At 57.4% G+C, this 26,444-nt stretch carries 20 protein-coding genes and 1 tRNA gene; 1 reads left to right on the top strand and 20 read right to left on the bottom strand.

The window, feature by feature from the left end:
• Positions 1 to 16: 16 nt before the first annotated feature.
• Genes ACOBR2_RS19510 through ACOBR2_RS19500 form a run of 3 tightly spaced genes read right to left on the bottom strand, consistent with a single transcriptional unit; the run spans position 17 to position 1,315 of the window.
• A complete protein-coding gene (locus tag ACOBR2_RS19510) occupies positions 17 to 349 on the bottom strand; it encodes a hypothetical protein (protein WP_420237753.1) in 333 nt (110 codons plus the stop codon).
• Between the two features lie 11 nt (positions 350 to 360).
• A complete protein-coding gene (locus ACOBR2_RS19505) occupies positions 361 to 744 on the bottom strand; it encodes a hypothetical protein (RefSeq protein WP_420237752.1) in 384 nt (127 codons plus the stop codon).
• A gap of 25 nt (positions 745 to 769) precedes the next feature.
• Positions 770 to 1,315 carry a hypothetical protein gene (locus tag ACOBR2_RS19500; RefSeq protein WP_420237751.1) on the bottom strand — a complete coding sequence of 182 codons (546 nt, stop codon included), beginning with the start codon at positions 1,313 to 1,315 and terminating at the stop codon, positions 770 to 772.
• Positions 1,316 to 1,349: 34 nt separating this feature from the next.
• On the opposite strand from ACOBR2_RS19500, the gene ACOBR2_RS19495 reads away from it, so the two are divergent.
• Positions 1,350 to 1,568, top strand: coding sequence for a helix-turn-helix domain-containing protein (locus tag ACOBR2_RS19495; protein ID WP_420237750.1), 219 nt, complete (start codon positions 1,350 to 1,352; stop codon positions 1,566 to 1,568).
• Between the two features lie 516 nt (positions 1,569 to 2,084).
• On the opposite strand, the gene ACOBR2_RS19490 is transcribed toward ACOBR2_RS19495, so the two are convergent.
• From ACOBR2_RS19490 to ACOBR2_RS19410, 17 genes are all read right to left on the bottom strand, one after another.
• The gene (locus ACOBR2_RS19490) at positions 2,085 to 3,173 is read right to left on the bottom strand and encodes a replication protein RepA (protein ID WP_420237749.1); all 1,089 of its coding nucleotides are present in this window, start codon (positions 3,171 to 3,173) and stop codon (positions 2,085 to 2,087) included.
• 12 nt (positions 3,174 to 3,185) lie between these two features.
• Positions 3,186 to 3,401 carry a DNA-binding protein gene (locus tag ACOBR2_RS19485; RefSeq protein ID WP_420237748.1) on the bottom strand — a complete coding sequence of 72 codons (216 nt, stop codon included), beginning with the start codon at positions 3,399 to 3,401 and terminating at the stop codon, positions 3,186 to 3,188.
• 140 nt (positions 3,402 to 3,541) lie between these two features.
• A complete protein-coding gene (locus ACOBR2_RS19480; RefSeq protein WP_420237747.1) occupies positions 3,542 to 4,501 on the bottom strand; it encodes a hypothetical protein in 960 nt (319 codons plus the stop codon).
• Entirely contained in the window at positions 4,498 to 7,494 is a 2,997-nt protein-coding gene (locus ACOBR2_RS19475) for a Tn3 family transposase (RefSeq protein ID WP_420237746.1), read from the bottom strand. The genes ACOBR2_RS19480 and ACOBR2_RS19475 overlap by 4 nt, the downstream gene beginning before the upstream one ends.
• 54 nt (positions 7,495 to 7,548) lie before the next feature.
• Entirely contained in the window at positions 7,549 to 8,211 is a 663-nt protein-coding gene (locus tag ACOBR2_RS19470) for a recombinase family protein (protein WP_420237745.1), read from the bottom strand.
• Positions 8,212 to 8,354: 143 nt separating this feature from the next.
• Positions 8,355 to 9,869, bottom strand: a complete 1,515-nt coding sequence (locus ACOBR2_RS19465) for a methyltransferase domain-containing protein (protein ID WP_420237744.1) — start codon at positions 9,867 to 9,869, stop codon at positions 8,355 to 8,357.
• A gap of 14 nt (positions 9,870 to 9,883) precedes the next feature.
• Complete coding sequence (locus ACOBR2_RS19460) at positions 9,884 to 10,534, bottom strand: PadR family transcriptional regulator (RefSeq protein WP_420237743.1); 651 nt, start codon at positions 10,532 to 10,534, stop codon at positions 9,884 to 9,886.
• Between the two features lie 420 nt (positions 10,535 to 10,954).
• On the bottom strand, positions 10,955 to 12,040 hold the full coding sequence (locus ACOBR2_RS19455) for an integrase (RefSeq protein WP_420237742.1): 1,086 nt from the start codon (positions 12,038 to 12,040) through the stop codon (positions 10,955 to 10,957).
• Between the two features lie 155 nt (positions 12,041 to 12,195).
• Positions 12,196 to 12,271, bottom strand: a tRNA-Ile gene (locus ACOBR2_RS19450).
• A gap of 252 nt (positions 12,272 to 12,523) precedes the next feature.
• The gene (locus ACOBR2_RS19445; protein ID WP_420237741.1) at positions 12,524 to 15,181 is read right to left on the bottom strand and encodes a glycoside hydrolase family 2 protein; all 2,658 of its coding nucleotides are present in this window, start codon (positions 15,179 to 15,181) and stop codon (positions 12,524 to 12,526) included.
• A 24-nt stretch (positions 15,182 to 15,205) separates the two neighbouring features.
• A complete protein-coding gene (locus tag ACOBR2_RS19440) occupies positions 15,206 to 18,577 on the bottom strand; it encodes a segregation/condensation protein A (RefSeq protein ID WP_420237740.1) in 3,372 nt (1,123 codons plus the stop codon).
• 30 nt (positions 18,578 to 18,607) lie between these two features.
• The gene (gene trpS / locus ACOBR2_RS19435) at positions 18,608 to 19,642 is read right to left on the bottom strand and encodes a tryptophan--tRNA ligase (RefSeq protein ID WP_420237739.1); all 1,035 of its coding nucleotides are present in this window, start codon (positions 19,640 to 19,642) and stop codon (positions 18,608 to 18,610) included.
• Between the two features lie 183 nt (positions 19,643 to 19,825).
• Positions 19,826 to 20,560, bottom strand: coding sequence for a site-2 protease family protein (locus tag ACOBR2_RS19430; RefSeq protein WP_420237738.1), 735 nt, complete (start codon positions 20,558 to 20,560; stop codon positions 19,826 to 19,828).
• A gap of 151 nt (positions 20,561 to 20,711) precedes the next feature.
• Entirely contained in the window at positions 20,712 to 22,502 is a 1,791-nt protein-coding gene (locus ACOBR2_RS19425; protein WP_420237737.1) for an ArnT family glycosyltransferase, read from the bottom strand.
• A gap of 196 nt (positions 22,503 to 22,698) precedes the next feature.
• Positions 22,699 to 23,748, bottom strand: coding sequence for a DHH family phosphoesterase (locus tag ACOBR2_RS19420; RefSeq protein WP_420237736.1), 1,050 nt, complete (start codon positions 23,746 to 23,748; stop codon positions 22,699 to 22,701).
• Positions 23,749 to 23,751: 3 nt separating this feature from the next.
• Entirely contained in the window at positions 23,752 to 24,189 is a 438-nt protein-coding gene (gene rbfA / locus ACOBR2_RS19415; protein WP_420237735.1) for a 30S ribosome-binding factor RbfA, read from the bottom strand.
• Positions 24,190 to 24,811: 622 nt separating this feature from the next.
• The gene (locus tag ACOBR2_RS19410) at positions 24,812 to 26,389 is read right to left on the bottom strand and encodes a DHA2 family efflux MFS transporter permease subunit (RefSeq protein WP_420237734.1); all 1,578 of its coding nucleotides are present in this window, start codon (positions 26,387 to 26,389) and stop codon (positions 24,812 to 24,814) included.
• Positions 26,390 to 26,444: the final 55 nt, after the last annotated feature.

The following is a 26,444-nucleotide window of genomic DNA, read 5'->3' as shown; positions in this document are numbered from 1 at the left end:
GTTTTTCGGTGCGCTGCTACACGAGACTCTGATTTTTGGCGGTATCGCACTCTTTCAGAATGTCCCTGAGCACTATGCCGATGCGACTATCACCGCCACGAACGTAGTTATCGAGCGACTTTTTCGTCTCTTCATCTGCTTCGCCAACAAGCAAGGTTCCAAGAACGTGTTCAACCACTCTGCGCCTTTCCGCCAATTCTTCCGGCGTCGGCGGCGTCGGCTTGCACTGCTCTTCCGGCCAGTCCGCAATCCCATGTTCTTTCTGATACCGCTTCCGTGCCCAAATGTAAGTGACCATGATTCTTTTGCTGTGCTCTACAGCCTCTCGCAACTTCTCCGGTGTCAGCATGGGTGCTCCCTTCACTTATTCTTGGAACTCTGAGTACCGTGAATCCCTCCATGTCCTATAAAAACAGTATGAGGCATGAGGATCAATACCTGCGCGTCCGCCATACAGACGCGGCCTTCAGTGGTGTCTTGCCACTTCACATCGCGCTTCTCGTATGCCGTCTTGCAGTCTGCTGAAATCTGCTTTGCCACATCGGAATGTTGCCCAAGCCAACTTTGAATCGCATCGCCTGAAACGTCCTTCAAATGGCCCGCCCCTGCCGACTCAACAGCGAGGACGATCTTCGAATCAGGGACATTGCTGGCGGCATTCTTGCAGCCACCGGTCATGCCGACAAAAGCAAGTGCGCTCACTGCCAGAAGTGCATTCAATCCCAATACATTTCTGCCTTGCATTCGATCCTCCCGATCAAATTGTTCCCTAACGTTTTGGTTCAGAGCCGCCGTAGTGTCCTATGAATGGCATTCCCCACATAACGGCAAAGCCAAGTTTCTCGCACAGGTACTCCTCAGTGTCCTTTGAACTGAATTGTGCCCCGTCAATAATCCAACTCAGCTCTCCGACTGTATGCAAAAGCGGTCTTTTCTTTCGAAAATAATCGTGGTTCAAGAAACACAGCCGAACAGCAGAGTCATAGTGTTTGCGCGGTCGTCGAGGAAGGTTTCTTGTTTTGACCTCGATCATAAGCACATCCGTCGCCAGGTCGAACAGGATGTCACGGTCGGGTTCCCGGTAGCCGGCCTTCCAAATCGCGTGGGCAAGTTCGCCCACAGCAGCCCATGTGTAGGGAGCCTTGTGGTCAAAGCGCGGATTGCGGCGGGCTTCTCTGTGCACCCTGTCCGCCCACTTTTTTACTTCATCATGGGTCAATTCTGCCGCCATAGAGCGTTTTGTAACTCCCTTCCCGGTGCCGAGACAAACGGCAACCCAACCTAAACAAAATGCGCCACTGTAGGCAATTGCCAACAGGCTTCCCGTAGGATAACGCGACGATCAAAAGGTGTCCACTGCTGATATTCGCGAACAATTCGGAGAGCGCATCCGTGCCCTGCGGCAGGCCCGTGGCTGGACCCAAGTCGAGATGGCGGACTTCTTGGCGATGGACCGGAGCTACCTGTCAGAGATCGAAACGGGCAAGAAAGACCCAAGCCTGACGATGCTCAAGACGCTGGCGACCGGCCTCAAAATCACGATTTCCAAGCTCACAGACGGCCTGTAGACTGCTGGTCGCACTCTGCCTTGCTTATTCGTCGGCACTTCCAATGCCCATCCCCACGCCATTCGCTGAGGTTTTTTTGCGTTTTTCCTTGGTTCAATGGAACTCCTGATTGCAACAACTCTTCGTTCGAAGAGCAAATATGTACTGCCCGTCTTCACAAGGCCAGTATTTTTCTGTCAGAGCGCCATTCGATTTCCACAGATGCACACGAAAAGAGCTGTGAACTACCGGAAAGCTATAGGCTTATATACAGGCTACTCATACAAAATGATCGTGCCTTACAATACAAAGTGATCGCGGTTCTTCATACAAAGTGATCGTGGAAAATGGTCAGATTTGAACGATTTCCTCAGAGAGGGCAACCATCCAATACAAAGTGATCGTGGAAAACGTGTCAGCGACGTAAGAGACTATATATCAGCTAGATAGATTAGACTCAATACAAAGTGATCGTGGTTTTGTGGATTTTGACCGGCGATAAAGCAGTATGCGCGAACGAGACGCGACAGGCTGGCGCTAATTGCCGAGCAACCTCTTGACAGGCGGTGGACTGTGATAGAGCTTCAGACCTGACAATGGGTCTGTACGCCAGATGGCATGGCCATTGTGGTAATGACGCCGCGCTCTCTTGGCTTCATCATCTTCAACGCGGGCGGCAGGATAGACCGTCAGCACTTCTCGAAGTGCGGTGCGAAAAACGCGACGAAAATTGAAAATCCGCTCTGGAGCGTATCCTTGCCCGAATTGTTCATGTAATGACAACCACGAGACGGCTTGCGGCCTTTCTACTGTGATCCTGTGAAGGCGCTGGGCCAGCCAATTGTAAATATCGAGCGCGAGCGCACTATGAGAGAGCGCTGCTATGTGCGCCTCATCGACTGGAACCGCGCGCTCGATGAGGTCGTTGAAGTAATCGATCGATAGAGATATTTCCGAGGGCCAGAAAACACGCTGCCGATCATCCTTCGGCATCCAAAGATCGAATGCTTTGACAATGCCTGAGGTCACTGTGACTGCGTGTCCATCGTGGGCGAAGCCCATGCGGATCGAGGCGGTCGAGAGTCGCGTAAGCTGCTCCTTGACTGTTCGGATATTACGACCGTGGGAAGAGAAGCCCAAGATGCGCTCAACAAAATGCGTCAGCGAGCGGCCAACTTCGATTATGGGAGATTGGGTGACAATGGCCTCCCGGTTTAGGTGCATTAGAATCATGCGCGCTTTAGGACCGAAAGGAAGGCCGACATCAATTATCTTCTGCTGTGTCGGGTGCATCGCACGGCCAGCTTCGATCTCAAGATGAACCTGGCCGTTGCGGCGTTCCCAGAGCCGCACGTTGGTGCCTGGATCGCGGTAAGGAAAGTAGGTCTGACAAAATATGCTGTGCTGGTACAGGATTGAATCGTTGCCGTCGTCATTTGCTGCCGCATCGAGCAGGCGAGACTCAATAGGCGACGGTCCAATAATTGATTTTCGTAATGCCGGTGTGATGACCTGGGCAAGTGGCGTCAAAGCAAGTTGATTGCGACGTGGCTTCGCGGTAATCTCTGCATTTCGACGATCCGAACGCGCGGGAATTATCGCACCTGATCCAAATGGAGGCGGCATCGAAATCGCCCCTTACTGGCAATCGAGAACAGATGCAATCTTGACGGTGTGGAAGTAGACGCGCCGACCTAAACGCACACGGGCAGCGTTGACTCTGTTGGAAAAATCGTTGTCGCTGCGTAGTCCGAATCTGAGTCCCTCGATTGAGCGTTCAAGAGTTGCGGCCAACTGGGCCAAAGTCATCAAAGGCCCATATTTTGCGATCAGTATTTCTGCGGTGGACAACATAGTTATCTCCCTTGTTTTCGAAGTCTAGGGAGACAATAGCGAACATACAGAATTGGTTACAGGACAACTTTTTGACCAAAAAATATCGGCAAATCGAAAGGCGCATGTTGTCGTTTTCTCGTCTATAATGCGCGCAATCTCTACATGGGGCTTCCGCTCATCTGACCGCTATGTGCAGCGAAGAGCAGTTGACGAAAGCGGACACTCGTCGGGTCCATGAGCTTTTCCGCTTCTGGCTTTGTAATGTCTGAAACCCGGTCTGGATCATCTCGCATTCTTCCTTCTGGGTATATGTTTCTTGCCAATTCGCTATTTATGATTCTCAGATTTGGATTCTGGTGAATTTCTTTTTCAATCTCAACATAAAGTTGCAAGTCTATATACAGAAGGACGCCGTTTGTTATCCATAAATCGTACTGTTCCTTTTCTATCGTCTTGCCACTTGTTTTTTCTTGGCACATTTCGTAGCATCTCTTGAAATGATGCTTCGCTTGCTCATACGGAACATTGGTATCTATTGCAAAAAACGAAGTAAATCCTCCGTAGATGTGATCCTCAATCGCATCGTTCATGAAACCTGGATTGGCGTCAATCTCTCCCTTGCCGAGGACAGTGTCTAAAACGTGAACTTCTGAATCCGATCTTTTCAAATTCAACAGAAAGTTCATGAAGGTTTCAAGATGGGTTTCCATTGCTTCATGCTCGTGAGACACATGGGGATGTCTCGTATCGTAATTGTATTGCTCTGCGTCGTCGTCCCTCGCAAGCTTTATCTTATAGGCCGGATATGGAGCACCCTGTTCGATACGGTCAAGAACATACCTAATGAAATCCCTTTTCTTTGAATCCATCATGGAATATATGAAGAAAAAATCTGTGAGGGTTAATGGTCGAACGGGATCACGTCCCTTGTCAACTAAACGCACAGTGGCAAAGTCTATGCTGCAACGGTATTGTGCGACAAGTTCGTCAACTGCGAGGGTTGCGGATTGTTTGATTTGTTCAAAAACTTGATCGAAGGCAAGATCGCCTTCAAACCAGCCGTTACTATTTGGGGTTCGAGGCGCAGTGGAACGGAAAACCGGGTTAAGGATTTTCACGAGTTGGCGTCCTCTGGATTGCGCAGTGGCCGCAATTCTCCTTTGGCCACGGCATCCGGCATCAAAAATGAATACCTACCCAGCATGTTGATGTTTTCGTGTTGCAGTGGCGATAGACGGCAGGCATCTTCGTCCTTCACGGGGCATCCATCCGCTCGCAGTTGATTCAATGCGGCCTCGATGTAGATGGTGTTCCAAAGCACAATCATATTGAGTACCAGACCAAGTGCGCCCAGTTGGTCTTCCTGGCCTTCGCGATAATTCTGGCGTAGTTCGCCGCGTTTGCCATGGAAGACTGCACGAGCAACGCTGTGACGGCTTTCGCCGCGGTTGAGTTGAGTCAACGTGGCTCTGCGCTTGGCTTCGTCGTCAATATAGGTCAGCGTGTGCAGGGTTTTATCGATACGACCGAACTCTGCAATGGCCTGCGCCAGCCGGGTAGGCCGGTCGCCAACCTGGAGTGTACGCATGATGCCGGTGGCTGGCACCCGGCCGAGTTTGAGCGAGCCAGCCAAACGGAGCATATCGTCCCAATGCGGTGCAATTTTCTGCAAACTGATGTGATGCGCTGAGGCTGAGTTGAGCGAACCGTAATCGGCCTTCTGATCTATCCTCCAGAACCGTGAGCCGCCAACGTCGGCCAGACGCGGGCAGAAGCGGTAGCCGAGCAGGCGGAACAGACCGAACACCACGTCGCTGTAGGCGCCAGTGTCGGTCATGATCTGCGTGGGTTGCAATTCGGTCTGCTGTTCCAGAACCACGGCCAACAGGATCAGGCTATCGCGTAGCGTGCCGGGCACTGTTATGTCGTTCAGTCCTGAAAACTGATTCGACATCAGGTTGTACCAGGTGACGCCACGGCCGATGCCGAAGTATTTCGGGTTGGGCCCGGCATGTACAGTTCGCACCGGAACCACGAAGCGCATGCCATCCGCAGAAGCGACTTCTCCACCGCCCCACAGATTGGCCAACGCAAGACGGCTTTGCGCCGCTACCAGCATGGCGTTGGCTGCCGTCAGTGTGTCGTCGCGGATGTAGTTTTGGTCTACCCAAGACAGACGGTCGCGCTGAAGCGCCGGCACATCGCCACGAATCAGCGGCTCGATCCCTGTATTGCAGGCTTCCGCCATCAACACCGCGCAGAGGCTGATGTGCAGGTCGGTTGCCCGTGCCGTGCGCTCCGAGATATGGGTGAAGGCATCCGTAAAGCCGGTCCGCGCGGCAATCTCCAGAATCAATTCCGGCAGATCGACACGGGGCAACATGCTGGCCACTTTGTTGCGTAACTCAATTAATGAAGCGGGCTCGTCCAGCTTATCGAAGGGACTGAGTATCAGTTCGTTCTTATCTCCGACTGTTTCGAAGCGTACTGCTGGATTGTCCGGCAGTCTGGCTGCCACGACACGATAGGTGCGGTCCAGCTCAGCGGACAAGGCATTCAGTGTCGGTGTGGGGTCTGCCGTCAGTCCCAAGGTCCGGCATATGATCGGCCGAGTGGCCTCCCATTCAGCGCCGTCGAGCAGGCCGGCGCGGGGATCGGCAAAGCGCCAGCTCTGTGGCACGAATACGTCGCGCCGCTTGAGCGCGGTCTGCAATTCGTCCAGCACACAGAATGTATAGGCATGGAAGTCAATACTTCCGTCTTCGCGCAGAACATGTCGCTGCCAGGGCTTGCGCACAACTTCGAGCGGGGCGTCCGAGTCCGGCTTTTTCACTGCGATATTGGCATGTAGCCAATCGATGGCGGCGGCTACCGGTCTGCCCGCGACGTTCGCGTCAAAGTGCATGTGTTCGAGCAGGGTTGGCAGATAACGGCGCACCGTTCTGTACTTGGCATCCAGCTCCCGGTAATAAACATCGTCGGCGGGCCGGATCAGGGTGTTCACCCCGTGAAGTGCCAGGGTAAGTGTGTCGCGTGGAATCTTCTCAAACAACTTGGCGCGCACCTCGGTATCCGGCAAGTTGGGGTCGAGCATCATCTCGCAGGCACAAGCCAGCGTAGCTGCGGCTTGATCCAAATCTTTCAGTGTGCGCAGGCGTGCTTTCTTGTCGGCCTTGATGGCATCGCCGAACAAGTCACGCAGCAGAGCTTCCAGTACTTCCAATGCGTCGTCCTGTGCCGTGGCTTCGAGACAATACACGAAGGCGACCAGAGTGGCCAAGCGGCGTTGATTCGGCAAACGAAGCACTGCGCTGACCTTGGCAGCTCCTGCGAACCGCGCCAATGCTGCCATTCGGATCGCTGGTATCCGCGCTACTGACGGCAGCACGATGCCCAAGTCACGCACCGCACGCAGTCGCAGGAGAGCCTTGACCAGCGATGGACCACTGACCGTCAAAGGGCCAGCGCGCAGGCGATCAAGTTGTGAACTGCGAGTACCTGCAGGCACGACCAGCAGATTCTCCAGCCTCTTCTGTTGTTCAAAGCCAACGCCGCTGGCAAGCGAGCGCCACAGTCTTTCCTCTACCCGGCTTCGCAATCGCGCTATGTAGCGTTCCAAGGTGCTACAACCGGGCAGCAGCACCTTATGCATCACCAACCAGGTGATTGCTCGCTCGAATAGCACGCTTGGCCGGTCGGTACCAGTCCAGCAGAGTGCATAGAGCCAGCGGGTAAGGCGAAATGCCGCACGCTGCTCGGTAATCTCAACGTATCCGTAAGACTCTCGAATCTCCGCCGCATGTAGCCAGCGTTGCTCACCTGTGCTGTAGGCTGATGTGCCATTCATAGGATCGAGGTGTAATTGCTTGACCAGCGTGTGCAGTACTGCGCCCGGCACTGTCATCGGATCGTCCAGGAAGATGCCGAGGTAACGCACCGTGCTTAGTTGTACGGCGAAACCGAGCCGATTGTGGTCACCGCGCTTTTTTGCGATCCGAGCATGGTCGGCATCGTCCAGATGGAAGTAGCGGGCGAGGTCTTGAGACGACGGCACTCCGGTATAACGACCGTAGTTCTCGCGCTGTTCTGCTGAGAGGAAACCGACGGGCATCGTTCTTTCCTTCCTTGTCGGGAACTCTTAGATTCAACAAGAGGACATCACTCCCTACGCACCACCAACAACTTTGGAGTTCGCCAGATGCATCGCCCATATGCGTTTGACCTGACTGGCGCTGCACCCAGTCAACTCGACTGTTCGCTTGATGGTTTGGCCCCTGCTGCGAAGCGCAACAATGCGTTGGTGGGCCGCAGTATCTGGCACGCGACCGGCGTATTTGCCTGCCGCTTTGGCAAGCTGGACGCCCTGACGTTGCCGTTCGCGGCGGATCTCATAGTCTTCGCGGGCCATTTGCAAGGCCAGCTTCAAAAGCAGATCCTGAACAGTCTCCAGAACGATTTTTGCGACACCATCGGCATCGGCCGCAATGTCGGAGAGATCGACCAACCCCGGCACCGCCAGCTTCGCTCCTGTGCCCCTGATCCTGCTCACGAGCTGTTCGGCCTCGGCCAGAGGCAGTCGGCTTATCCGGTCGATCTTCTCGGCGACGACCACCTCGCCGGGTTGCAGGTCGGCGATCATGCGCAGCAGTTCTGGTCGGTCGGCGCGAGCACCCGAGGCCTTCTCGCGGTAGACTCCGGCGACATAGTAACCAGCCGCACGGGTGCTTTCCACGATGTCTGATTGACGAGTGAGATCCTGCTCGTCGGTGCTGACGCGCAGGTAGAGGCGAGCGATTCTCATAGGAGCTTGGCCAAGTTGGGTATACATCAATTGACCAACTCTAAACCATGAGGCCAAGAAGCACGAAAGCCATATCTATTTGGCCATCGGCAATTTGGCTATCCTTCTTGGCCTCTGGCAGGCTTGGGAAGCTGTTCTCTGAATAACAGCGGAAAATTTCTGCACAACGATCACACCCCACACGAACAGTCGACCTTATCCACTTCCAACGCAGCATCTCCCGAATCGCCCTCTCTGGGTTTTCGAAAGGTCAGCGCGTAGAACATGCCGTTCTTCAGCGATTCGAGGTGCACTTCTTGCATCTCGGGCGGCACAAGACTAATGGGAGCGCTGACCGGTTCCTTGCGGTTCTTGTAAAAGCTACCGAGCCCTTTTTCATAAACTTCCTTTACATGCTTTTCGGATTCATCGGCGATGAGCAGGAGACTTCCTGGCTTGGCGACGCGAATCATCTCTCGGATGGCTTGGGCGCGGTCGTTGAAGAAGTTAATGCCGCCAACATGAAACACCACATCGAAGCTGGCATCTACAAAGGGAAGCGTCTCAGCATTGCCGAGGAAAAGATCAGCATCCATCCCCCAGCGGCGCAGATTGACTTGGCAGTTTGCCAGCATCTCGGGCGACAGATCGAGGCCGGAGAGTTTGACCCCGTGGGGCAGATATTTGAAGTTGAGTCCGGTGCCCACCGAAGTCTCCAGCACCGAATCGCCGGGCTTGACCTCCAGCAGACGCATGTAACTGAGAAAATAATCCTCCAGGTCGAATCCTTTGAGCGGACTATATACGCGCTGAATGTCGTTGTAGAATCCGCCGATGAGTTCGTATAGGTGGTTGTATTTGCCGTTGTCGCCGGTAAGATCTTGTGGCTTGAGAAATCTCGGAATGCCGCTCAGTACCGGGAAGCTTTCGCCTGCATTACTGACCAACGCCTCATCCCCCGGTTCGCCGGCCACTTGCAATGTCTCTCCGGTAAAGGGGCTTTGCAGTCGAGCAACAGCCTCGCGCCGATCAGCCCAACTGCGTTCGGGGAGGGGATGAAAGAGCGCCCAAACGGCTAGGAACAACGCGCCTCCGAAGCAGGCGTAACCGGCGATTGTACTGTTTCGGAAGGCCATGGGCAGCGCGACGCCGGTGAAGCGACCGATCAGTTCGAGGGCCATGGCAAGAACGAAGCCTGCGCCGAGGAAGGCGGTCGTGGCGCGCGATTCGCGGTTCCACATCCATACTAGCGTGGCTGCAAACCAAGCTATAAGAACCGTCTTCGGTCCGGCCTGTGGAACCACGCCAGCGTGCAGTGCGACAACAAGCGCGGGGATGGCAACCGTCGCCAGCGGAAACGGCAGCGTGGAGAAAAATCCCGCCAGACGGGGACTGACCAGCCGGTGAAAGGTCAGGGGTAAAATGGCCAGCACGGCCGTTAGCAAGGCCAATACCAAGTAGCCCATTGCTTGCTCCGGAGCGTTGAGTGGAAATTTGCGCCAGTTGACGACGAGACCAGGAAAGAAGGTGATTGCGAGCAGCCAGAGAAAACCCCGGCGCGGCTTCTGCGTACCGACAAACCAGACGCCCGTGATCGGGCCGGTCCACGCGCCCACCACGGAGAGAAAATTGCCGGCAATGAAGAGGCTGACGACGGCCCAGGCAACAATCTGAGAGGAGCGGTCAGAACGAATGGTGGAAGGCATCTTGCGGTTCTCCTTTAGTAAAGTGCGTGAGGCTTGTGCGTCCGGGGTGCAATTTTCACGAGTTGATCAGGACTCTTCGTGATCGTTTCTGTTTGCTGAGCGGGCGTAATTCCGACGGCTTCCATCGCAGTGAGTTGGGCAATCGCCGACTCGCCCCATTCGAGCGCGGCGCGGGTCATGGCCATGCCAAGGTTCAGGGTCAGCATCCAGTAGGGCAGGTGAGGGTTTTGCGATTGCTGCTGATTGGCGGCTTTCTCAATGTCTTCAAACATGGCCATCGACTGTTGGTTCCTGCGTTGCAATTCACGCACGTGCTCGAGTGCCACGCCTGGCGTCGCCTCACGGCCAAAAAACAACTTGAGCATGAATTCATTACGCGGTGGATCGTTCTGAAAGGGCTGAGACAGCCACTCGCGGAGACAGAGACGCCCAGTATCGGTCAGCGTATACTCCTGCCGTTGCTTGCCCGGGCCAGAGGTCGACTTGCTGGGCAGAATCAAGCCTTCTGCTGCCAACTGCTTCAGGGTCGGATAGATTTGCCCGTAGCTCTCACCCCAAAAACTGCCGAAGTTCTCTTCAATTGCCTTGTGAAGATCGTAACCAGATTTGTTGGGTTCGATAGAGAGCATGCCGAGGATGACATAGGCGGTTCTATTGTGCTTCATACATCTTCAAGATATATCTAACAGATATAAAGCTCAAGAAAATTCATTTTCTTATTGGGGAGTGGTCTCTCCGATCAGTGAGCTGCTTCAAATCGCGCCTTCAAAGCCGCCGAAATGAGATTGTCGGAGAGTTTGGCGTCGAAACGCATACAGCTACGCTGTCTGGGTTCTGAGCTTGCTTAACCCGGTTCTCCGTTCCACTGCGCCTCAAACCCCTATTTGAAGAACGATCAAAGTGATTATGCGCGATTTCTTTCCAGAAATTCCGTAGGTCAATACGAAAGGCAAGTTGTTTCAGCCAGTCAATAGGAGTGGTAAGGCTCCGTAGGCCTTCATTGTTTCGCAAACGAAACCATTCAGGAACTACAAGTTTTTCGCAACGCTTTGGCTTTGCCATCCAACTTCCTTTTTGCAAGGTGCTTATCGAGCCTTGCTGCTCGACAGATGATCTAGCTTTTCAACCAAGTCTTCAGCGCGCAGGTGCGTGTAGCGTTTCAACATCTGCATCGACTTGTGGCCGCTGATCGCGGAAACTTCCTGATCGGAGAATCCGGCCTCGACAAAACGGCTGACTGCCTCGTGGCGGAGATCGTGGAAATGCACATTGGTCAGCTTCAGTTCACGCTTGATATTCAGCCAAACCGGATTGAACTGGTAGGGGCGGCGCTTGCCGTCGCGGCCTGGCTCGCCGTAAAAGATCAGGTCGGTGTCGATGGGGCGTATGGGGTGATTCAGCGCCTCGCGGAATACTGCCGTGGCTGCCGCACTCAGCGGCACGGTGCGCGGCGACGTGTTTTTGGTTTCGAGAAGACGAACGATACGGCGCTGGAGGTCCACCTGTGGCCTGTGCAGCGTCAGAATCTCTGAGGCGCGCATTCCGGTGGTGAGCGCCACGCGCACAATCCAACGCAGCATTGGATTCGAGTGCGCATCGACGGCAATCAAGAGACGTTTTTCTTCCTCCTCGGTCAACCGGCGATTGCGCCCCGGCCCCGGCGCTGGCCGGCGAATGCTCATCACCGGATTCACTACCAGACCGATGCCCCATTCCTTGATGGCAATGGTGAACAGGTGGCCGAGCAAGGCCAGTTCCAACCGGACGGTGTTGTTGGCGCGGGGAACCGGCTTTCCGTTTTCATCCTTGCGGTCTTCACCGGCAAGGCGCATATCGCGGAAGCGGGCGATGACCTCTGGATTCAGGGCGGCGAGAGAGTATTTGCCGAGATGCCGCTCCAGAATCGCGGCGCGGCGAAGCTCGCCCTCCAGGGTTGATGGCCGTTTGGTGGGCGTGACCTCGGCGGTGTAGCGCTTCAGCGCTGCCGCCAACGTCATGCGCTCGGCAGTGGCGCGGATGATGTGAACGCCGCGCACCATCTCATCCTCGGTGCGGCGCGCCCAGTCCTCAGCGTCCCGTTTGGTGCGGAATGTCTTCGCCTTGAGTGGCCAACCAGCCTTGCGAATAATGGCCTTCCAGTTGCCCGAAGGCCTCTTGATAATCGTCGCCACTGTACCTCCAGAACTGTACCCAGAAAATCAGCACTGTACCCAGAACTGTACCCGATGGCCCTATCAAGGCGCAAGTGTGGCGAAGACTCTTCCCCCTGGAAGTCCAGAATTCGTCGTCAACTTGTTTATTTTGTTTTATTTATATATTTAATTTTTGGTGGGCCTGCAGGGATTCGAACCCCGAACCAAGGGATTATGAGTCCCCTGCTCTAACCGTTGAGCTACAGGCCCAAATTGTACTTGAAGGGAAGATAGTAAATAACATAACAGGGTTGAACTCTGGCCGCAAACTGCATTGCTCGGGCTGGAGGTTGTTGTTTTGAAGCAAAACACACCTTTGCGTGGCTTCAAAACAGTGAATGATATTTCCATGATCGCATACTGTGGGCATAGGGCAGGATGCTGGTTGTTCTTGTCAGAAAAAGGCTGCAGGGGAGGCGCATTGTGCAGTTGCTTATGCGTCCTCCTCTGCTGGCTCTTTTCCTAACTCTCTGCTGGTCCCGTGATGCGCACTGGAAAGTATGTAGAGAGGCCGTCTTTCTCGCTTGTTGCTTTGGTGTTGAGGTGCAGTGTTGCCAGAGTAAGACCGTTGCGTTTGGCGGTTACCGTGATGGTGCCTGCCTCCAGGGTTGACCGCACTGCAACACGATTGATGCCCAATTCCGTGTTGAGGTGCAGCTCATTGGTTGAATCGGTTTTGCCGCTGTTGTATCCGCCGCGCCAGATAGCCGGACCGGCACAGGTAAAGTCGATGCGCGCATCGTCGGTGGGGCAGCGCCGGCCATTTGCATCGACAACTTCAACGTCGATGAGGGCTATGTCCGCGCCGTCGGCAATCCATCCACTGGGACCGGTCATCGGAGTGAGTTTGATGGCGGCAGCCGGGCCCGCCGTGCTCAGAAGATGGTCAATCACATCCCGTCCGTTGAGCTTGGCCACGGCGCGAAGGGTGCCGGGCACGAACTCGACATTGGGGTATTCATAGACGTAGCCATCTTCGGGCTTGCTCTTCACGCCGAGGGACTTGCCATTGACAAACAACTCGACAGCGCCCGTGTTGGCGATCACATAGATGCTTTTAACGATGCGCTTGGCATCGGGTCCGGTGGGATAACTCCAGTGGCCCAGGATGTGAACATCGGCACTGTCATTCTGCATCACGCGATGCGCGTAGTAAAGGTCCTTGGGCAGACGCACGGCATCCACCTTGCCGCTGACGCGGGCTACTTCGCTGGAGTCCTGCCGTCCATCGGCATTGCAATCGTTGAAGTAGATGGAGGCGTAGCCGGACCAGTGCGCGTAGAGCCTGTCCTTGTTGGAGATGCGATTGGCCCAGTACTCAAAATAGCGCTTGATGCCGGCCAGAGCGAAGGTGTCGTTGTTGAACTCGTAGGTGTCGTTGGGGCCCTTCTTGAAGCCGAAGTAGGGCGGCGAATAAACGTCCCAATAGCGACGTGCGCACTCTTCGCGGAAGTCCTCTGCCTCGATGAGGGGAGCGCGATCCCGGCGCTCGCCGCTGTAGGCGCGAAACATCGAGGAATCCGAGGCGAGTTTGTAGATGCGTGCGTCCTGGCCCAGCATGACCGGGAAGTAACCGGCAAGGTTGTTCAACGCGGCGTTGGCCTCTACGTTATCATTGCCGCGCGCGCCTACCACGCGTCCACCGTGCGCATCCCACTGTGCGGCCAGAGCCAGCATTTCCTTCATGTGGTCCACGCTGATGACGCTGTTGCCTGCCTCCCAGAAGAGGATGCTGGGATTATTACGGAAGTAGATCATGGTCGCGCGCATCACTTCGGCACGCTGCTCCCATTGGCGGCCCTGCTTGTCGCCTTCCTTGTCGCCGGCCGGGCAGACCTGCACAATGCCGTAGCGGGCGCAGGCATCGGCATCCACGCGCTGCGGCGCAACGTGCATCCAGCGCACATGATTGCCGTGGCAGTTGCGAATCAGGCGGGCGTCCAGGTCGTGCATCCATCCCGGATAACATTGGCCAAGGCCAGCCCAGGAGTTGCTCGAACGCTGCGCGAATCCCTTGAGGTAAACAAACTTTTCGTTGAGGAAAACGCCGCCGCTTCCAGCGCCGCCCTTGAACTCGGATTTGCGGAATCCGGTGGTGGTTTTCTCTACGTCAACAACGTTTCCATCGACGCTGAGGATGCTGTAGACCTGATAGAGATAGGGGTCTTCCACGCTCCAGAAGCGGGCGTTCTTCAAGCGTCCCTGCGCGGTGAGCAGAGTCTTTTCACCCTTGACCATGTCAACCGATGAGCCATCGAGTTGCGCGGCAACGCGTCCCTTGTGATCGACGATGGTCACGGAGAGTTCCGCCGTGGCGCGATCTGACGAGGAATTCTTTACCTCAACCTCGATGTTTACATCCGTGGTCTTGTCCGCGATCTTGTAATTCTCGCCCCAGATATAAACGCCGCTCGTCTCAAGACCATAGTAAAGAGGTAATGTCTGGTGGACAGTCCCGGTTACATGCAGCCACACACTGCGATTGATGCCGCCAAAGTTGGGATTGAAGTCCTGCGAGTTCCACTCATAGCCGGTGCCGCTGGACTGCTCAACATAGGAGCTGCGGTTATCTATTTTGATGGCCAGAACGTTGGGCTTGCCGAAGAGCAGATGATCGGTGAGGTCGAGGCCATAGGCAGTGACACCGTTTTCATAGAGGCCAATCTGCTTGCCATTCAGATAGATTTCACCGGCCTGACGCATGCCTTCAAACTCAAGGAAGAAGCAGTTTCCCTTCAACTCGACAGGAACGGTGAAGTGCTTGCGGTACCAGGCCTGACCCTTGTAACTGCCACGATCTCCGCCGCCATGGGAGATGATCTGGCGATAACTATCAACGTCGTTATAAGTATGCGGTGTGCTGACGAGAGTCCAGGCCTCGTCCTTGAAGTCTGTGGCTTCGGCGCCTGTTACATCTTCGCGTTGAAACTTCCAACCGATGTTGAAGTTGTACAGTGCGCGCGGGGACACCGGAGGTACATAGCCGGCGGTATCTGCGTGTGCCAGATCTTCAGCCCAAACGGGAATGCCCTGCATCAGAATAGGCAATCCACAGGCGACCATGGCCGAGTGTGTAAGGAACTTGCGCCGACTGGAAGCGCGGTCCAAGGAAGACGACATGATGACTCCTGAATTCCTGCATGTTTATCGCCATTCGTCCTGAGATTCGGCGAGGCGTTGGTTCATGACCTGCTCAAAGCCAGAGTGTTTCTTCACAAAGATGTCGCTGAAGGCTCGGTCCTGCCGGAGCAGAATGGCCTGCAGTCGCACCAGTTCCAGCAGCGCTAGAAACATGGCAATGAGCGATTTTTCAGAGCGTGTGTTGGCAAGCAGTTTGCGCAAGGCGATGGGCTTGTCTTCCATCGTCAGGCGGCGTGCCAGAAACTGCATCATCTGGCCTACCGTAACTGAATCTTCCTCCACGTTAATGACGGGCCGGTTGCGCAGCCGGTCTAGAATATCGCGGAAAATACGTACAAGATCGGTGGTGTCGGCGGCAATCTCCTGATCGCCGCTGGTCACGCCGCGGAAGTCCTTCATGCCCGGGTTGGTCCAGGTAGCCGCTTCCAGCATCTGCTTTTCCAGCAGCATCTGTGCGGCGTTCTTGAAGCGCTCGTGCTCCAGCAGCCGCTCCACCAACTCACGACGCGGATCCTCGGCGGCCTCATCGGCGCTGGCCGGGGTGCGGGGCAGCAGCATCTTGCTCTTGATGTGGATCAGCAGCGAGGCCATGTAGATGAACTCGCCGGCCACGTCCACGTCGGTCGCCTTCAGCTTGTTCACATAAGCGAGAAACTGGGCCGTGAGGCGGGCGATGGGAATGTCATAAATGTCGATGTCCTGTTTGCGGATCAGGTCGAGCAGCAGATCGAGCGGGCCCTCGTAGACCTGATTCACCAGGATGGAGAAGGCCGCATCGTCGGTGATCTCGCGCGTGATCATCGGATGCGAGGGCTTGTTGTCCACCTCGACCGGCGACGGCTCGTCGGAGTCGTTCTCGCTGGCGGCTGTGGGCTGAGCTTCTGCGGCTACAGTCGGGGCTGCTTCGGCCTGAGCAGGCTCAGCTTCCGCGGTAGCTTCCGAAGCAGGCTCAAGCACAGCCACTTTATCGGCTGCTACTGCCGGGGCGGCGTCTTCTTGCGCTTCTGCAATAGCCTCTTCCGCAGCCACTTCAGCTTCTGGCTCGGGGAGGTTTTCAGCGACAGGCTCAGCGCTGGCTGCCTCAACAGCAGCTTCGGCATCGCTCATATCCGTCGTTGCAGCTTCTGCGGCTGCTTCTTCCGCGACAGTCTGGGTAAGATCCACTTCGAGGAACTCCGCAATCATCTCGTTAGGCTGGGTGGCTGGCTCAAGGTCTTCCTCTGGCTCAACTGACGGCTCGGCCTCGGATGTTGCCGTTCCTTCGGGCGCGGCAATCTGCTCAACGACGGGCTCAGCGGCTCGCTCATCCACCAGTGCGGCTACCGCTTCCTGTTCGGGGTTATGCTCTTCGACGGGTTCCACGCGTTGTTCTTCTGATTCCTGTTTAGGTTCGACCTCCGGCGCGGCGATAGATTCGCCGAGCGGCTCAGTCGTTTGTTCTTCAATCTCTTCCGTGGCCACGGGCTCGCATGCCTGCCCGGTGGCTTGGTCGGCCGCAACTTCCTCGACGGGAGTAACGGACTCGGCCAGAATCTCTGCCTCGGCTGCCTGCTTTAGCTCGGGGGCTTCAATCTCTATCGTAACTTCCTGGGCCTGGGGTTCCACAGGAACGGTCTCAGCCCCGGCTTCTTCTTCTTCTTCTTGCGTTTCTTCGATGGCGTCGGCGACCTCGGCCAGAATCTCAGCCTCGGGCTCAGTTTCGGCTTCCGTCTCGGGCTCAGCCTCAGCCTCAGTTTCGGCGCTGGCGGCAGTGCGGGCCAGAGCCAGTTCGGCTTCAATCCGGGTCAGTTCGGCGGCCAGAGCATCTTCTTCTGGCTCGGTTTCTGGCTCGGCCACTTCCTCCAGCGGCGCGGATGGCGTGGGCAGCGGCTCATTGTCCACTGTGCGGGTGGTAAGGGCCATCAAAGCGTCCATCATGCCCGCCACAGCGGCTGCATGGTCGGCGTTTGCCAAAGCGGCAACAGGCAGGGCCACTTCCGCAACAGCTTCCGTGGCTGCATTGGGCTCAGCGACAGCTTCTTCCTGTGCCTTATCTGCGGCAGGTGTGGGCTCTTCTTCCACCGGGACGGGCACGGCCTCTGCGGCAGAAGTTGCGGGTTCATTCTCGGTCTGGAAGCGCCACTTGGAACGCAGCTTGGCTGCCTTCAGCGGAGGAATGTAGAAGCTGGCGCTGCCTTCAAAGCTCTCTTCCGGCTCGTTCTGATCCGGCGCAGCGACCTGCTCCGCCAAGGGCTCTGGTTCCGGTGTGGGCTCGGGCAAAGCCTCGGCTTTGAGCTCGAAAGCAGGCTCATCTGCTGCAACGGGCAGGGTTGCTTTTTTCTCCGCTACAGGTTCAGGCACAGAGGCAGGCACGGCAGTTGCTTCTGGCTCCATACTGGGTTCGGACAGCGGCTCCGGAACAATTTCCGGTTCGGGCTCAGGCTCTGCAACGGGGTCAGCAGCTAGCGGCTCTGCTACCGTAGCCACGGCTACAGGCTCGGGTTCTGCAACCGGCTCGGGCTCAGAATCAGGCTGGAGCTCTGGATTAGTCTTCGGCTCGATTGCGGCAGGTCCAACAGGCTCTTCCGTAGGCTGCTCAGGCTCGGCCGCCTGCAAGGCTGCAACCACAGGCGTAGCTACTTCTTCCAGCACGGTCGGCTGTTCCGGCGCAATGGCAGCTTCCACCACGGGCAGAACAACGCTTGCGGGTTCGGGCAGCAGCTTCGGTTCACTTCCGGCCGCCGGCAGGGGGGCAATCTTCGGCGCAGGTTTTTGTTCGGCCAGGGGGAAAGCCTTGGGTGTTGCTGCCTGAACCGGAGCAGCCGCAGCAGGCTTCTGCACGGGAACTGGCTTCAGGGCGGGGGCTGCCGCAGGCGGAACTGCCTTTGCCGCAAAAGAGGCGGGCTGCTCGGCGATCTGAGGGGGCTTTGCCGCGGCAGCAATCGGCTTGGTCACTGCCACAGGCTGTGGAACAACCGGCGGCACGGCCACCGGCACTTCTGCCTGGGTCACGGCTTTACGGGCTGGCTTTAGAGCCAGTTTTACCGGACGTGCCAACCGCGCAGGATTGGCAGGCCGGGGTGCGGGGCTAATTTTTGTAGGAATCTCTTCTGCCGGTGTGGCTGCAGCGGGTTTGTCCGTGAGCACGGCCTTCAGACGGGCGTTTTTCTGCCGATTCTTGTTGGTCTTGTGCTTCTTGTTGCGGGAAAGTTCGTACAGGGCGTCCAGCGCGGGCGCAACGGAAGGCGTTGCTGCCTGGAGCGTAGTTTGCGGGGCCAGCTCCTGCGGTGTTTCCTGCCTGTGCGCCGGGCGCGCAAAAATGCCGAATCCCGTACGAATCGTCTCCAGAGCCCGGGTCAGAGCCTTCCGCCACCACGGGATTGTTTTGTCAGCCATCTGTGCTCCCCCGGGCGTCTGGAGTGGTTTCTACTTGTTGCTCAACTTCATCTGCATGGCTTCATGTACTTGGCGCATGGTTTCAGAGGCGCGCAGCTTGGCCCTGCGGGAGCCTTCCATCAGCAGCTCGTCCACGCGGCTTACGCTGAAGCTGGCGCGGCGCTCCTGCAGCGGGTTCAGGATCTGTACCAGCCCGTCGGCGGCCCAGCCCTTGCACTCAATGCAGCCGATGCTGGCGGTGGTGCAGCCGTCGCAGACCTTGGCCATCGTCTCCGGCGTGCTGAAGAGCTTGTGCAGATCGCCCACCGGGCACTTTTCCGGGTCACCCTTGTCGGTGCGGCGCACGCGGGCCGGGTCGGTCACCATGGTCTTCAGCTTCTTGCGTACCTCGGTTTCGGGGTCGGTCAGCTGGATGGTGTTGCCGTAGCTCTTCGACATTTTGCGGCCGTCGGTGCCGGGCAGCTTGGGCGCGGGCGTCAGCAGAGCCTTGGGCTCGGGCAGAACTTCGCGACCGTCGGGGAGCTTGTAGAACTGGTTGAAGCGGCGGGCTACTTCGCGGGTCAGCTCCACGTGGGCCGTCTGGTCCTGGCCAACCGGCACAAAGTCCGGCTGATAGAGCAGAATATCGGCTGCCATCAGCAGCGGGTAGCCAAGAAAGCCGTAGGTGGACAGATCCTTGCCGCTGAGGTTCTCCTGCTGCTCCTTGTAGGTGGGCACACGCTCCAGCCAGCCGAGCGGCGTGGCCATGCCCAGCAACAGAGAGAGCTCAGCGTGCTCCAGCACCTGACTCTGCAGGAAGATGGTGCTGCGTTCCGGGTCCAGTCCCGCGCCCAGATAGTCCAGCATCACTTCGCGGATGTTCTCTGTCACCTTGGAGGTGTCGGCGTAATCCGTCGTCAGCGCATGCCAGTCGGCGATGAAGAAGTAGCACTCGTACTGCTCCTGCTGCTGCAGGCGTACCCAGTTGGCCAGGGCACCCATGTAGTTGCCCAGGTGGAGCTTGCCGGTGGGACGCATGCCGCTGAGCACGCGCGGACGATTCGGAGTGGTTCCCTGATCTGCCATTTGAGTGGTCGCTTCCCGATTACTGCTCGAAAGATGCGCCCCTGCCAGCACGAAACAACGCGCAAGGGGGCTCACTTCATTGTAGTGGCAGCGGGAAGAGACTTTAGCGGTGGAATACTGGGGGTAAGCGGTGCATAAGTCGCCTGAAAACAGGTACTTATGCACCGTTTTCGGTGCAATTCGCTACTGCAGGGTGATCGTCGCGGGCTGCAGGCGCAGCAGCAGGTGGAAGACCATGCCCAGCAGCGGTCCCACCGTGATGCGCATCAGTGTGCCGCCCACAAAGATCATCAGCAGGTAGCTGAGCCAGCCGCCGATGCGGTCGTAAACCACCACGGCGTTGTAGGGCAGCAGGTTGCGCACTACGCGGCTGCCATCGAGCGGCGGAATGGGCAGCAGGTTGAAGACGGTCAGGGAAAGATTGATGACGATGGACAGACTGGCCAACATGCAGACGGGGCTGGCCGTCGTCGGATCGCCCTGGCCAACGGCGGCCAGAAACGAGAGCAAAGCTGTCTCGGCTCCGCCCGGCGTGGTTTTGGCCACGACCACCAGCACAATCAACGAGATCAGGGCCAGCAGCAGGTTCGAGCAGGGCCCGGCCAGCGTCACCAGATTGTCGTCGCGGACGATCTTGCGGAAGTTGCGGGTGATCACCGGTGTAGGTTTGGCCCAGCCCACCAGCATGAGGGGCATATGCAGTCCGAAGACGGGGCCAAAAATGACCAGCGCCGGGAACAACAAGGTGCCAATCGGGTCCACGTGCACGGCCGGATTCAGCGTGACGCGACCCTGCATGCGGGCAGTTTGGTCGCCCAGCAGTGAAGCTACCCAGGCGTGGGCACACTCGTGAAAGCTGAGCGCAAAGATCAGCAGAACGAACTCAAAAACGGCAACAATAAAAAAGCTGGGTTGCAAGAGCCTCTCCCTGGGGGGTTGAAAGCTCAGATTAGCACGGAAGGCAGCTTTCAGCCCTCAGCCGTCAACTGTCAGCCGTCAACTGCCCCACAAAACATGGAGTCCCGTTAGGGACGGCGCAGGAAAGAGCTGACGGCTGAAAGCCGCTTTCCTACTTCGCTCCCACCAGATAAACTTCCAGCCCCTGTTCGGGCCAGCTGAAGAGGGGCTCGTAGTGGCGACCGTCCAGGTACTCTTCAAGGGCTTCCGGCGTATGCAAGTCCTTGCCTGCGCGGCCCGTGATGCGGGCTACCAACAGGTGCTGGCCTTCAGGCACGCCTTCCTGCTCGTAGTTGACTACTTCGTGGTTGCGATAAAAGGCCAGACCGTACTCAATGTCGCGACGCACACGGAAGACGGCGACCGTCTCCTGCGGAGAGGCTAATGTGGCCAGCCGGTCGGCCAGCGGCCGGGCAGAGTAGGAGCGGTCCAGCAGTTGGATCACCTGTTTGGAGGCCGCAACCGCAGGCGCGCCGAAGAAGGGGCCAATGCCGTAGAGGAAGACCATCAGGATTGCCAATACGGTGCAGGTGGCAACGCGCAGCCGGGCCACGCCGTAGGCGCGGGTAACAATCAGGATCAGCAGCGCCGCTCCGCAGCCCGCCAGCAACGCTCCCACAATGCCCTGTACCGGAGGCACGGAGGGTCCGTGCGCCACGAACCAGGGCAGCAGCAGCACGGCTACCGCAACAAGGCCGCAGAGCGCGGCATGGCCAAAGAGAATCCAGCTATTCAATCCCCGCAGACGGCTGCGGAAGAGGTAATCACCGGTCAGAATGCAGATGGGCGGAATCGAAGGAAGAATGTAGCCGGGCAGCTTGGACTGCGAGATGCTGAAGAAGAGGATGGGAATCAGCGCCCACAGCACCAGAAACTCGGGGAAGGCGTCGCCGGTGCCATTCGAGCAGGGCTTGGAGTGCTTGGCGTAGCGGGCTCGCCATTCGACCGTCGCGGTAAAAATGCCGTCGGCCAGCGCACGCAGGGCCACCACCGTCCACGGCATCATGGCCAGAATCACCACCACCAGGTAGTAGTAAACAGGCTGCTGGTGCTGATAGCGGTCCGTGGCAAAGCGTTGCAGGTTGTGTTCGAGGAAGAACTCCCGGAAGAAGGTGGGGTTCTGGTGCTGCACGGCAATAAACCAGGGCAGAACCATGGCAAAGTAGAGCACCACGCCCGGCCACCAGAAGCTGCGGCGGAGCAAACTCCACTCCTTGCGCAGCAGGGCAAAAGCGCCAATGATCACCAGCGCCAGAAACGGCGCTACCGGCCCCTTGGCCAGTGTGGCCAGACCGGTGAAGAAGTAAATGTCGTAGAGCCAGAACTTGGAATCGGTCTCATACCAGGCGTACCAGCCCAGCAGACCGATGGAGAGCGGAGCGGCCAACTGCATGTCGGTGGAAGCGCCGCGGGCAAAGCCGATGATGCCTAGGCTGGCCACCGTAATCAGGGCTGCGTCCAGATGGCCTCCGGGCCGGAACCTGCGCATATGCAGGTAGATGAGTCCCACCATGATGAAGGCGAAGGTGGTGGAGGGCAGGCGCGAGCTCCAGTCGTGTACGCCAAAGTCCTGAAACAGGAACATCGCCCGCCAGTAGTAGAGAGCCGGCTTTTCCAGCCACGGATGGCCATAAAGATAGGGGGTAACGCAGGCCGAAAGCCGCTCCTTGACGCTGTGCGCCGAGTCAAAGCGGGTAAGCATTTCATGGGCGATCTGGGCGTAGCGCGGTTCGTCGGCGCCCACCAGACCCAACCCGTCGCCGCCCAGCAGGGGAGTGACTCCGTAGAGCAGGAAAAAGATGGTAAAGACCATGAAAACCGTGGCTTCACGCACGGATGGCCACGAGGGGATCTGCTTGCGCCAGCTCTTTGCAGGCTCGCTACCAGTCGTTTCTACACTCATTTTTTCTTCCGCAGTCCGGGTATATTTGTCGACCGTCGGGAGTCGGACGATCGAGCTGAATGGGGTTTTCTCTGCTCGTTTTGCCCTGTTTGCGCGCTCCGTGGAACGCGTTTGCGTCGATCAACTGGGTCAAGGCTAACAGATCCGGGAACCCGGCGAATCCATTTCCAAATCCACTTTCCAAATCCACTTTACTTTATGGACAGGATCGTGTGAAATTCTGCAGCAGCGCATCCTGAATGGTCTGGATGGCGGAATCCAGCGGACCGGAGAGTGTGCAGCCGGCAGCATTTTCATGCCCGCCGCCGCCCAGTTGCTCGGCCACCGCGGCCACGTCCACCTGTCCCTTGCTGCGCAGGCTCAGGCGCACGTAGCCATCCGGCAACTCGCGCAGAAAGACTGCCGCTTCCACCCCCACGATGCTCAGCGCCATGTTGACGATGCCTTCGCAATCCTCTTCGGCAGCGTGGGTGCGTTGCATGTCTTGCTGCGTAACCCAGAGCCAGGCCAGCGGGCCTTCATGATGCAGATTGCCGAGTGCCGCGCCTAGCAGTAGCGCCTTGGCCATGGGCGTAGAGAAGCAGACGTCGCGGGCAATGCCCACCGGATCGGCTCCAGCCTCCACCAGCTCCTTGGCTAGCTGGAAGGTGGATGCGCCGATTCCGCCCCAGCAGAAGCCTCCCGTATCGGTGAGCACCGTTACGTAGAGGCAGGTGGCCATGGCCTGGGTGAGTTCGGCTCCGGCGGCCCTCACCAGCCGGAAGACCATTTCGCCCACGCTGGCAGCTTCATGGTCAATCCAGTTGATTTGGGCAAAGGGACGACCGGAGACGTGGTGGTCGATGTTGATGAGTGGATAGTTTTCGAGTCCCTGCAGCCGGGAGCGTTCCACACTGTCGCACTCCAAAAGGATCACGGCGTCATAATGGCCGTAAACCTTTTGCTGGTGCTGGATGCGTTCCACGCCAGGCATTTGGCGATAGATCTGGGGTATGCCGTCGGCGGTGATCAGATCGGACTGCTTGCCCATCTGGTCCAGCAGCATGCCCATGGCCATCATGCTGCCCAGCGCATCGCCGTCGGGCCGTGTGTGGGCGCAAACCAGGAACCGCTGTCCCCGGCGCAGCAGATCCAGAATTTCAGCGATCAGAGTCGCTTCTTCCTGGTTCTGCGCCACGGCGGGACGTCGTTTGCGGCCTTTCTGGCCCATGATCGAGGAGCCTGGACTCAGCAGCGAAACTTCCATCGGCTATTCCGCCACAACTTCCGTGGCTGGAGCTGCCACCTCTTCCGGGGCAGCCGTTTTCTTCTGCCGCTTGCGTGAGCGGGTCATCAGCTCGGTAATGCGGGCCTGGTAGCGGCCGGAACGGTCGGCTTCAAAGCAAAGCTCGGGTACGTGACGCACCCCCAGCCGCTCCTTGATTTCAAACCGAATGAAGCCTTTGGCGGCTTCCAGTCCGGCCACCGTATCCCGTTCGGCCTTCTCGATGTCCTTGCCTTTTGCTGAGTTGTCAACGGCCACGTAGACTCGGGCCGACTTGCCTCCGGGGTTGAGTACAACCTCGGTTACTGTACAAAAATCAATGCGCGGGTCCGACAGCTCGCCTTCGATCATAATGCTGATCTCTTCGCGCAGCGCTTCGGCCACCCGGTCTTGATGATGTTTTCTGCCTCTTTGTTCCGGCATGGCTTCCTCCTGCCTTGGGTAAACCACTCAGGATAGCAGAAATAAGGCTGTGTTGGAGAGCAAGAGGCTTTCAGGGGCCCTGGGCAAGCAGGTTTTACGCCCAAAAGGAAACCGGGCCCGAAGGTCCGGACAGGTCGCTGACAAACGGCGTGCTTTGAAAGGCCACGGCTTGAGCCATGCCAAGGAAGCGCAATGAAATCAACAGACCCTAGCGCCCTGAGCCTGAAGTCCTTGTCAAATTTAAGTCTGTCATCCTGAGCGACCGCAGGGAGTCGAAAGCCTGCCCTGAGCGCAGCCGAAGGGGACCTGCGGTTGCTTTTTGCCTCTGCATCCATGAACTTTGGTCCCAAAGAGACAAAACTTCCGTGGCAGATCCTTCAAGGACAGTCACGGATCTTTCGACTCCATTTGGCCAAAAAACGCTCAACCTCTGCGCAAGAGGACAGAATAATTACGAAGCGAACTTTGGACTCGGGACACTACAGGCTGCGGAAAAACTCGTACGGAGGGAGGCGGGGGCTTTAACCCCTGCAAAAAGAGGCAAACCGTGCGCGGGCTTCAGCCCTGGGACTTTTTGCCGCGTTTTTGCCAGGGCTTTCCTCGCCACGAGTTTTGCCGCTGCTCAGTGCCCCACTGCCACTTCGGTCGAGTGCGGGTCGTTTTTCTTCAGCAGGAACGAGACGAAGAACATGGCCGCCGAACAGCAGGCCATGAACATGTAGGCATCCACGTAGGAAAGCGTCATGGCCTGCGCCTGCAGTGTCATGTAGGCCATACTGATCGCTGCGCCCACACCGCCTGACCCGCCGCCCATCAGATGCGCACCCGCGGCAATGTTGTATTGAAAGGCCGGGTCGGAGGCCACGGCGTGCTCGCCGAGCCTGCTCATGTGAAACTGTGTTCGCCGGGCCAGAATGGTCTGCACCAGTGACGTGCCCACGCTGGAGCCCATGTTGCGCATGAAGTTGGTCAGGCCGGAAACCGAGTCGGAACGATCTTTCGGTACGCCAAAATATGCCGCCGTCGTGGCTGAAATGAAGATGTAGGCGATGGGCGCAAACTGCGCCACCATCATTAGGCAGGCGTAGTTAAAACTGATCTGGAGCGAGTGAACGCGGGTGGAATAAATCATGGCCGCAGTCGATGAAAGCCAGCCGAAGGCCATAATGTATTTGACGGGAACCTGAGTCGTGAGCATGCCGGCAATGGGCAGCATGAACAGCACGACCACCGCGCCAGCCGAAACCACCATGCCTGCATTCACCGCCGTGTAGCCCATCATGGCCTGCAGAAACTGCGGCATCAGAATGCTCGAAGAAAACATGGTGATGCCCGCCAGAAACATTACCAGCGAGGAACTGGCAAAGTTGATGTTCCTGAACAGGTGAACGTCAATCAAAGGCGCTTTGTGTCGCCACTCCCATACGATCAGCGAACTCAGGCAGACAACGGCGATCACCGTCAGTGTGGCGATGAAGTGCGAGGACAGCCAGTCGTCTTCCTGTCCCTTGTCGAGCACGACCTGCAGGGAACTGATGCCCAGCACCAGCAGGGATAGCCCCACCGTGTCCAGACGCATCTGGCCCGGTTTAAAGCGGCGCAGGAACGGTGGATCCTCTACCAGTTGATAGATCAGGGCGCAGGCCAGCAAGCCTACCGGGATGTTGATCAGAAAGATCCAGCGCCAGGTGAAGTTGTCGGTAATCCAGCCGCCCAGCGTGGGCCCCAAGGCCGGAGCCACAACCGTGGTCACGCCGAACAGGGCAAAGGCCATGCCGCGCTGCTTGGGCGGAACGGAATCGGCCATGATGGCCTGCGCCATGGGCTGCATACCGCCGCCACTGGCCCCTTGCAAGGCCCGGGCCAGCAGCAGAATCTGAATGTTCGGAGCCATGCCGCAGAGCAGGGAGCAGAGCGTAAACGTCACAATACAAAACAGAAAAAACCGCTTGCGGCCGATGGCGCTGGAGATCCAGCCGGTGATCGGCAGAACAATGGCGTTGGCGACCAGATAGGTGGTCAGCACCCATGTGCCCTCGCTCATGCTGAAGCCCATACCGCCGGCAATGTGCGGCAGGGCGACGTTGCAGATGGAGGTGTCAAGCACCTCCATAAAGGCAGCCAGGGCTACCACCATGGAAATCAACCAGGGGTTATACCTGGGCTTCCAGTCAAGATTCGGGTTCAGGGCATCCGTCATGGTCTTGAATAAATATTATAAAACGAAAATAACTGTTTTCAATGTATCTTTTCAC

Origin of the sequence: Telmatobacter bradus (assembly GCF_048629425.1) — a bacterium.
In the GTDB taxonomy this organism is placed as follows: domain Bacteria; phylum Acidobacteriota; class Terriglobia; order Terriglobales; family Acidobacteriaceae; genus Telmatobacter; species Telmatobacter bradus.
Note: the sequence above shows the minus strand (reverse complement) of the source record. Positions and strands in the feature narration are given on the sequence as shown.

Excerpts from the sequence above, each read along its gene's own strand:
- ACOBR2_RS19510 (WP_420237753.1), bottom strand. The coding sequence starts at position 349 with ATGCTGACACCGGAGAAGTTGCGAGAGGCTGTAGAGCACAGCAAAAGA.
- ACOBR2_RS19505 (WP_420237752.1), bottom strand. The coding sequence starts at position 744 with ATGCAAGGCAGAAATGTATTGGGATTGAATGCACTTCTGGCAGTGAGC.
- ACOBR2_RS19490 (WP_420237749.1), bottom strand. The coding sequence starts at position 3,173 with ATGCCGCCTCCATTTGGATCAGGTGCGATAATTCCCGCGCGTTCGGAT.
- ACOBR2_RS19485 (WP_420237748.1), bottom strand. The coding sequence starts at position 3,401 with ATGTTGTCCACCGCAGAAATACTGATCGCAAAATATGGGCCTTTGATG.
- ACOBR2_RS19475 (WP_420237746.1), bottom strand. The coding sequence starts at position 7,494 with ATGCCCGTCGGTTTCCTCTCAGCAGAACAGCGCGAGAACTACGGTCGT.
- ACOBR2_RS19470 (WP_420237745.1), bottom strand. The coding sequence starts at position 8,211 with ATGTATACCCAACTTGGCCAAGCTCCTATGAGAATCGCTCGCCTCTAC.
- ACOBR2_RS19465 (WP_420237744.1), bottom strand. The coding sequence starts at position 9,869 with ATGCCTTCCACCATTCGTTCTGACCGCTCCTCTCAGATTGTTGCCTGG.
- ACOBR2_RS19460 (WP_420237743.1), bottom strand. The coding sequence starts at position 10,534 with ATGAAGCACAATAGAACCGCCTATGTCATCCTCGGCATGCTCTCTATC.
- ACOBR2_RS19445 (WP_420237741.1), bottom strand. The coding sequence starts at position 15,181 with ATGTCGTCTTCCTTGGACCGCGCTTCCAGTCGGCGCAAGTTCCTTACA.
- ACOBR2_RS19440 (WP_420237740.1), bottom strand. The coding sequence starts at position 18,577 with ATGGCTGACAAAACAATCCCGTGGTGGCGGAAGGCTCTGACCCGGGCT.
- trpS (WP_420237739.1), bottom strand. The coding sequence starts at position 19,642 with ATGGCAGATCAGGGAACCACTCCGAATCGTCCGCGCGTGCTCAGCGGC.
- ACOBR2_RS19425 (WP_420237737.1), bottom strand. The coding sequence starts at position 22,502 with ATGAGTGTAGAAACGACTGGTAGCGAGCCTGCAAAGAGCTGGCGCAAG.
- ACOBR2_RS19420 (WP_420237736.1), bottom strand. The coding sequence starts at position 23,748 with ATGGAAGTTTCGCTGCTGAGTCCAGGCTCCTCGATCATGGGCCAGAAA.
- rbfA (WP_420237735.1), bottom strand. The coding sequence starts at position 24,189 with ATGCCGGAACAAAGAGGCAGAAAACATCATCAAGACCGGGTGGCCGAA.
- ACOBR2_RS19410 (WP_420237734.1), bottom strand. The coding sequence starts at position 26,389 with ATGACGGATGCCCTGAACCCGAATCTTGACTGGAAGCCCAGGTATAAC.